This is a genomic window from Noviherbaspirillum pedocola (assembly GCF_016632335.1).
Lineage (GTDB): Bacteria > Pseudomonadota > Gammaproteobacteria > Burkholderiales > Burkholderiaceae_D > Noviherbaspirillum_A > Noviherbaspirillum_A pedocola.
Window position 1 is genome coordinate 24,002 of sequence record NZ_JAEPBG010000033.1, and the last position, 7,147, is coordinate 31,148.

The window sequence follows — 7,147 nt, forward strand, 5'->3', positions numbered from 1 at the left end:
AAGCAGCGCCCGGTCCCTGGGGCGGGGACGAATCCGGAACAGGCCGGTTCTTCATGTTTCGCTTCGCCCCCTCTGCCGCGCAGGCTCCTAGCGCCCCCCGTTGCGGCTCAGCAGAAATGGCCTGCTGTTGCCGCGAATGGTCCCGGTGCCGGCGATATCCCCGTTCTTGTTGATCGCCACCGGATTCAGCTGGGTCCAGCCCGCCCGCTTCACGGCGGGAAGCGCTTCAAGCCGGGTGACGTTGCCCTGGCAGTACAGGAAGGCCGACCAGCTTCCGCCATCGGCAAACGTCACCCCCACGATTTCTCCCGCATCGTTGATTGCCTGGGCCAGGCTCTGCGCATTTGGCATGGCGCCCAGCGCATTGTGCAGATCGATCGCGCGCGAGTCCGCGTACAGGAACGCATGATAGGTGCCGGAAGCCGAGGCGCCATAGCCGACCACCTGGCCCAGGTTGTTCATCCCGATCGCTGCGCTGTACCTGCCCTCGAAGGGATTGAGGTCGATCATGGCGCCATCCCGGTACAGGAAGGCATGGCTGATGCTGCTGGCGTCGAAGTCGCTGGCGCCGGCCGCCATGCCGGAATCGTTGACGGCATAGGCGATGCTGGTCGGCCCGCCCAGGGTGCCGATGTCGGTCAGGCTGCCGTTGCGGTAGACGAAGGCGTGCTGGCCGGGATTGTCGCTCGGGACGAAGCCCGAGCCGGCAATGTAGCCATTGTTGCTGATCGCATTGGCCTGGCTCTCTATGGTGGAACCGATGGCAGTCATGGTGCCGTTGCTGTACACGAAGGCTTGCGTCCGGGTGCTGCCGCTGTTGCTGTTGCCTACCACCGTCCCGCCAGCGTTGATGCCGGCCGCATAAGCGTTGAAGTTGGAATCCGGACCGCCATTGAGCGTGCCCAGATCGGTCAGGCGGCCTCGCTGATACAGGTACGGATGTATCGGTCCCCTGGGGCCGGCGCCTGCCTTCTGGCTCCATCCGACCACCGCGCCGCCGTCATTGATGCCCGTGGCCGTAGCCATCGCGCCGCCGAGCGTCGGGATTTCGGTGATCCGCCAGGCTTGCGCGGCATTGGCATCGCCAACCTGACTTGTCGCGGCATAGTGCAGCGCGGGTTGCGGCCCGGCCTGCGCCAGCCCCATGCCGCCGGCAAGCGCCGCGACAAGCGCGGGTACCGCGCGGAATTTCATTTTTCCGATGAATTGGCTTTTGAAAGAAAAGCACATGACCTGCCTCCCAATAGAAGATTCTTCGTGCAACTCGATGGATTTGCGAAATTTGCTTTTATTCATTTGCAAGGCAATTAATTGCCGGTTTCAGTTCATTGCGTGCATTTATTCATCTCCAAGAGAAAATTCATGAAATGAAAAGGAGGGCGCCTGGCAAATTCGCCTGTTCTCCCGCCCGATGCTTTCTTGCTGCTTCCCCGTTTTTTTCGATATGCCTCGCGCCGAAATGCATTGCATGCGAATTCGGGGTGCGAACGATCGCAACGCGGCTCGCTAGACGAAAGAACGCGAGCCAGGCTGAATTCACGCCATTCGGCGGAATCGGTTTTCAGATCGTTGCCTGATCTAATTTACGAAAATGCCGTACGAAAAAAAGTCGAGATTGTGAAATAAATGACGCACATCAAGTGACATAAAACTAAGTTCAGCGCGGGCTATGGAATTACTGACGGCCCGCGTTAATTGACGTCGTGATATTTACGGCAGATTCGGCATTGGGCGACAAACGGCGACGTCGCTCTTTCAGATGAAAAATGAATACGGCATCTGAAAGCTTGCGCGCTTTTCCGGCTTGCATCGTCATCGGAAATAATCGGGCGGGAATACCAATTCGTGAAACCGCCGATAGTGCGTCTTTCATTCCCGACGACCTGCGCGTCAAGGCCTTGTACGAACTCGCGCCGCACTTACCCATGGTGGTACAGCAAGCTTTCTCGACGCGAGTCGTGTCCGGTTCTCTTTTCTTGCGGATACATCACGTCTCAAGGAAAAGCAGGGAGTATTGGAGTTCTTTTCAAGCGTTAGTCAGTGCCCGTGCGGAGGAGCAGACGAAATTTCGCTCGTTCGTGATACATCACGACATTGCAAAAATTTGAATATTGATATTTAATCCAGCCATGATGAATGCAGTGATCCCCCTCAAATCTGGCAGCCCGCTGCTACGCGTATCGATCTACGAGCAGCTGCGCGCCGACATCCTGAAGTGCCGCATCGCTCCCGGCGCCGACATCCGCGAGGCCGAGCTGGCCGAGCGCTTCGGCGTGTCGAAGTCGCCGGTGCGCGATGCGCTGATGCGCCTGGAGCGCGAAGGCCTGGTGATCACGATTCCGCGCCAGGGCTACCGCGTCAGCCCGATTTCGCTGTCCGATGTCGACGACATGTTCCATTTGCGCGCCGCGCTGGAACGCGCCTGCATGGAACGCATCGTGCGCCGCGCCAGCGATGACGACCTAGCCACGCTCGAACCCTTCCGCCGCTTCGATGCGCAGGACTGGGAAGGCGGCTTCATCGATTACAACCGCGCCTTCCATCACCATCTCGCGCACCTGGCCGCCAACGTGCGCATGCGCGACCAGCTTGGCGCATTGATCGATCAGATGGAGCGGGTGGTTCTCGTCAGCATCAACAATGTCAAGCACGGCAATCCGGCCACGCTGGTGACCGAGCATTGCCGCATGATCGATGCGCTGCAGGAGCGGAAGTCCAGGCAGGCCGAGCGCATCGCTGAAGCCCATATCAATGCCGCGGCGAAGCGGGTGACCCAGGCGATCTCGCTGATGGTCGTGCGCGGCTGATCCACGCAATCCTCCAACAACGATAAAAGGAGACGGCATGTCCAGCAGCAATGCAGCACAGGCAATGCAAAACGAGGTTCAGACACGCGGGCTGTTCATCGATGGCCGGGAAGTGCCGGCCAGCCGCGCCGATTTGCTCGATGTGATCAATCCCGCCACCGGCGACATCCTGGCCCGCATCGCCCACGCCAGCGATGACGATGTCGATCGCGCCGTCAGAAGCGCAGCCGCGGCCTTCGAGAGCGAAGAATGGTCCGGCATGTCGAACCGCACCCGCGCCAAGCTGATCAACAAGCTCGCCGACGTGTTCGAGGCCAATCTCGAAGAGATCTACCACCTCGAAACCCTGAACAACGGCCGCCCGGTCAACGAGACCCGGGCGCAGGTATCGCGCCTGCCCGACTTCCTGCGCTACAACGCCGGTCTTGCGATCGCGCGCCGCGACGACGTGATCCCGGTCGACGGCAATTACCTGAACTACACGATACGCACGCCCATCGGCGTGGTCGGCAATTCCACGCCGTTCAACCATCCGCTGATGATCCTCATCAAGAGCTTGGCGCCGACGCTGGCTTCGGGCTGCACCACGGTGGTCAAGCCTTCCGAGTACACGCCGCTGACCACGCTGCGCCTGGCGCAGCTCTTCGTCGAAGCCGGCCTGCCACCGGGCGTGTTCAACGTCGTCACCGGACTCGGCCCGAGCACGGGCAAGGCGCTGTCCGAGCATCCGATGCTGGCCAAGTGGGTGCTGACCGGCGGCACCGAAGCCGGTCGTATCACCGGCGCGCTGGCCGGGCGCAACTTCGCGCACCAGACGCTGGAGCTGGGCGGCAAGACGCCGGTGCTGGTGTTCGACGATTTCGATGTCGACCAGGCCGTCAACTATGCCGCCTTCGGCGCCTTCATCGGCGCCGGCCAGACCTGCATCTGCGGCAGCCGCCAGATCGTGCATGAACGCGTCTACGACGAGTTCGTCGAGAAGCTGGCTGCGAAGGCGAAGGGCATCCGCATCGGCAATCCGATCGACCCCTCGGTGCAGCTCGGGCCCGTTGTATCGGCGCGCCAGCAGCAGCGGGTGCTGAACTATGTGCGCATCGGCCTGGAAGAAGATGGCGCGCGCCTGGTTGCAGGCGGCCGCGTGCCTTCGGACCCGTCGCTGGCCGGCGGCTACTTCGTCGAGCCGACCGTGTTTGCAGACGTTACCGCAAAGATGCGCATCTTCCAGGAGGAAGTGTTCGGACCTTTCGTCTCGGTCACCAAGTTCTCCAGCGAAGCCGAGGGCATCGCGTTGGCCAATGATTGCGACTTCGGCCTGGCCGGCGCGATCCGCACCAACAACATCGTGCGCGCGCACCGCGTCGCCGCGAAGCTCAAGTGCGGCATCGTCTGGATCAACGATCACCACCGCCTCGACCCGGCTTCGCCCTGGGGCGGCGTGAAGGACTCGGGCATAGGCCGTGAATGCGGCACCGAATCCTTCGATCAGCATTTCGAAACCAAGAGCGTGATGGTGCGCCTCGATGACGCGCCGTTCGACTGGTATCGGAATACGGCGAGCCAGCCACGCTTGAATTGACGGCACGGCCCGGCAAGACGTACGCACCACGTAGGTTGGGCTGACAAGCCCAACGAAAGCTCGAAGCTCCGCTGACTCCATTGTTTGGCTCGCGCGTCGCCGCTCAGGCTGGCAAGCCAAGCATCAAACGTCAACGAAGCACGGACACGTTGGGCTTGGCAGCCCAACCTACACATGCAATGCGCCACACCCGCCTCATCGCAGTGACAACACCTATAAAGGAGACAGCATGAGCACCAGTGTCAACGCAGGCGGCCGGCTCGACCGGCTGCCGATTTCTTCCTTCCACCGCCGCATCATGATGCTGATCGGCATCGGCATGTTCTTCGACGGCTTCGACATCTACATCGCTGCAACCGTCCTCGGCGCAACGCTGCACAGCGGCTTTTCGACGCTGCCGCAGAATGCGATGTTCGTGTCGGCGACTTTCGTCGGCATGATGATCGGCTCCTTCATGACCGGCTTCCTCGGTGACCGCTATGGCCGCCGCTTCACCTACCAGTTCAACCTGCTGCTGTTCGGCGGCTGCTCGCTTTTGGCCGCGTTCGCGCCGAACATGACCGTGCTGATCATCCTGCGCCTGTTCATCGGCATCGGCCTGGGCGCGGAAAACGTGGTCGGCTATTCGACGCTGACCGAGTTCGTCCCGGCCCGGGTGCGCGGCAAGTGGTTGGGCTTCATGGCGGTGTTCGTAGTCTCCGGCCTGCCGATCGCAGCCCTGGTGGGCACCTATGTGATCCCGGCCTTTTCCTGGCGCGCGATGTTCATCCTCGGCGGCATCGGCGCCATCATCGTCTGGTACCTGCGCAAGTCGCTGCCGGAATCGCCGCGCTGGCTCGAGTCCGTGGGCCGCACGCAGGAAGCCGAAGCGCTGATGCAGCGCATCGAAGCCGAAGCATCGAACGGCGCGCCGCTGCCGGCGCCGGCCCCGGCAATGACGATTGCGCCGTCGCGCAGCCTGGCCAGCCTGTGGACGCCGCCGCTGCTCACGCGGATGGTCGTCGGCTGCGTGTCGCTGATCGTCATCAACACGCTGCTGTACGGCTTCGTGACCTGGCTGCCGACCTTCTTCGTCAAGCAGGGCCTGACCATTGCCACCTCGTTCCAGTATTCGATGCTGATGTCGATCGGCGCGCCGATCGGCTCGGCCATCGGCGCGCTGACCTCGGACCGCTGGGGTCGCAAGGCCACCATCTGCGGCTCGGGCATGATGGCCATCCTGTTTGGCTGCATCTATCCGTTCGTGCATGACCCGGTGCTGCTGCCCATCGTCGGCTTCGCATTGACGGTGCCGATCTATGTGCTGGTGGCGCTGCTGTTCGCGATCTACATCCCCGAGCTGTTCCCGACCGAAGTGCGCCTGCGCGCCTCGGGCATCTGCAACACCTTCGGCCGCGGCGCCACCATCGGCACGCCTTTCCTGGTGGTGTGGCTGTTCTCCAACTACGGCATTACCGGCGTGCTGAGCCTGATGGTGGGCCTGCTGTTCTCGCTGGTGATCGTGGTGCTGCTGTTCGGGGTCGAGTCCGGCAGGCGCAGCCTGGAAGGCATCGAAGAAGACGCATTGACCAACGTATCGCTGAGAAAGGCCTGACATGAACGCCGTCATCAAGAACATCGAACCTCATTACGAAGAACTGCGCGTGAGCGCGGATGGCGGCACAGTCGCCGCGCGCGCCACGGGGCAGGGCGCGCCCATCGTGCTGTTCCATTCGCTGCTGGCCGACGACACCAGCTTCGACCGCATCGTGCCGGCGCTGGCAGCCACGCACCGGGTCATCGTGCTGAGCCTGCCAGGCTTCGGCGAGTCGGATCGCGCTGAAGGTGGACTGGAAGCCGTGGCCGACCGCATCGCCGCCGCGATTGCGGCCATGGATCTCGGGCAGCCGCCCATATTGCTGGGCAACGGCTACGGCGGCTTTGTCGCATTGACGGTGGCGATCCGTCATCCGGGCATTGCCTCGCGGCTGGTGCTGGCCGACTGCGGCGCGGCGTTTTCCGAGGCAGGACGGGCGGCGTTTCGCGGCATGTCGGCGATGGCGCGGGAAAAGGGCCTGGCCGGCATTTCGGACGTGGCCATGCGCCGGCTGTTTGCGCCGGCGTATCAGGCCGCGCATCCCGAGCTGATCGAGGAGCGTCGCGCGCGCTTCGTCGCGGTCGACGCGGAAACCTTCCACGCCGCCTGCGCCGCGCTGGCGACGCTCGATCTGCGCGGCGAACTGGCGCGTGTGCAGGTGCCGGCGCTGGTGCTGGTCGGCGAGCATGATGAAGCGACGCCGCCGGCGATGGCGCACGAGCTGGCAGCGGGTTTGCCGCAGGCGACGCTGACCGTGCTGCCTGGCTGCGCGCATGTGCCGCAACTGCAGGAGCCGGCCTTGTTCATGGACGCGATACGGGACTTCATCGGAGGGTAGGGTAGGCGTTCGCGGTTTGCTGGTGCGGTTGTGGAGTACGCCCCGCGAATCGCGAGCAACTTGGGCTTTGCGGCTCAAGCTGCGAGCCTTGAGTATCTGCGCAGTTGCCGTTGCCGTTGCCGTTGCCGTTGCCGTTGCCGTTGCCGTTGCCGTTGCCGTTGCCGTTGCCGTTGCCGTTGCCGTTGCGGTTGCAGTTGCAGTTGCAGTGCCTTTGCCTCTGTCTTTGCCGTTGCTTTTAACCCCCGTTGATTGCGCCGTGACGGCGATGCCCGGAGCGGGAAAAGGTGCGGCGTCTGTTTGAGCGAAGCGCAGCGTAGCGAGTTTAGCCGCGCCCCGCTCCGGGCGTCGAC

The 7,147-nt window shown here is 62.9% G+C and carries 6 protein-coding genes; 4 read left to right on the forward strand and 2 right to left on the reverse strand.

All coding sequences use genetic code 11. The features are described 5' to 3' along the window. Positions 1–87 precede the first annotated feature (87 nt). Entirely contained in the window at positions 88–1,194 is a 1,107-nt protein-coding gene (locus JJB74_RS30695; protein WP_200598371.1) for a hypothetical protein, read from the reverse strand. A gap of 481 nt (positions 1,195–1,675) precedes the next feature. Next, complete coding sequence (locus tag JJB74_RS30700) at positions 1,676–1,873, reverse strand: hypothetical protein (protein ID WP_200598372.1); 198 nt, start codon at positions 1,871–1,873, stop codon at positions 1,676–1,678. 268 nt (positions 1,874–2,141) lie between these two features. On the opposite strand from JJB74_RS30700, the gene JJB74_RS30705 reads away from it, so the two are divergent. From JJB74_RS30705 to JJB74_RS30720, 4 genes are all read left to right on the forward strand, one after another. Then, positions 2,142–2,807 carry a GntR family transcriptional regulator gene (locus JJB74_RS30705; protein WP_325170203.1) on the forward strand — a complete coding sequence of 222 codons (666 nt, stop codon included), beginning with the start codon at positions 2,142–2,144 and terminating at the stop codon, positions 2,805–2,807. A gap of 37 nt (positions 2,808–2,844) precedes the next feature. Then, positions 2,845–4,383 carry an aldehyde dehydrogenase gene (locus tag JJB74_RS30710; RefSeq protein WP_234485004.1) on the forward strand — a complete coding sequence of 513 codons (1,539 nt, stop codon included), beginning with the start codon at positions 2,845–2,847 and terminating at the stop codon, positions 4,381–4,383. Between the two features lie 229 nt (positions 4,384–4,612). Then, positions 4,613–5,977: an MFS transporter gene (locus tag JJB74_RS30715; protein WP_200598373.1), complete on the forward strand. Its 1,365-nt coding sequence runs from the start codon at positions 4,613–4,615 to the stop codon at positions 5,975–5,977. Position 5,978: 1 nt separating this feature from the next. Next, positions 5,979–6,797, forward strand: coding sequence for an alpha/beta fold hydrolase (locus JJB74_RS30720; protein ID WP_200598374.1), 819 nt, complete (start codon positions 5,979–5,981; stop codon positions 6,795–6,797). Positions 6,798–7,147 lie beyond the last annotated feature (350 nt).

Excerpts from the sequence above, each read along its gene's own strand:
- JJB74_RS30715 (WP_200598373.1), top strand. The coding sequence starts at position 4,613 with ATGAGCACCAGTGTCAACGCAGGCGGCCGGCTCGACCGGCTGCCGATT.
- JJB74_RS30720 (WP_200598374.1), top strand. The coding sequence starts at position 5,979 with ATGAACGCCGTCATCAAGAACATCGAACCTCATTACGAAGAACTGCGC.
- JJB74_RS30695 (WP_200598371.1), bottom strand. The coding sequence starts at position 1,194 with ATGAAATTCCGCGCGGTACCCGCGCTTGTCGCGGCGCTTGCCGGCGGC.
- JJB74_RS30700 (WP_200598372.1), bottom strand. The coding sequence starts at position 1,873 with ATGAAAGACGCACTATCGGCGGTTTCACGAATTGGTATTCCCGCCCGA.
- JJB74_RS30710 (WP_234485004.1), top strand. The coding sequence starts at position 2,845 with ATGTCCAGCAGCAATGCAGCACAGGCAATGCAAAACGAGGTTCAGACA.